The organism is Effusibacillus consociatus (assembly GCF_042652925.1).
GTDB classification, from domain to species: domain Bacteria; phylum Bacillota; class Bacilli; order Tumebacillales; family Effusibacillaceae; genus Effusibacillus; species Effusibacillus consociatus.
The window spans coordinates 1-520 of sequence record NZ_JBHSHC010000163.1; the positions used below are offsets into that span (position 1 = coordinate 1).

Here is a 520-nt window from a genome sequence, read left to right on the forward strand (position 1 = left end):
ACGGCGGTTCCTTAGTTCACGTAGTTACTTGTCGATAGTAATCAGAAAAGAATAAGAATCCGAGTCCTTTAATGGTGTTATTTCCGAGGGATTTTGAGAGGATAGGGCTATTGGAGGTTCTCCAGTAGCCCTTTCTTGTGTTTGCGTATTCCCATGCCTTCTGTTCTTCGATTCCGAGCGATTTCAACCTTTCGAACTTCGTTTTCACTCGTTTCCATTGTTTCCAGTAGATCATGCGGATCCGCCTTCTCATCCATTCATCCGTGGTTTGGAGCAGTTTCTTCATGTCCGCTATTTTGAAGTAGTTCACCCACCCCATGATATAGCGTCTAAGCTTCTCTGCTCTTTCCGCGTTTCCCATTCCATTGCTTCTCGATGTAAGTTCCTTTATTTTAGCTTTCATCTTTGCAATGGATTTCGGATGTATTCTGATTCTCGTTTCTCCTTTATGCTGATAAAACGAGAATCCAAGAAATTTGACTCTCCTTGCCTCGTCCACCACCGTTTTCTCCCGATTCAC

The 520-nt window shown here is 43.5% G+C and carries 1 protein-coding gene; it reads right to left on the reverse strand.

From position 1 onward, the window contains the following. Positions 1-16: 16 nt before the first annotated feature. Positions 17-520 (reverse strand): group II intron maturase-specific domain-containing protein (locus ACFO8Q_RS23775; protein ID WP_380029857.1); only part of this gene is annotated, 504 nt, incomplete at its 5' end.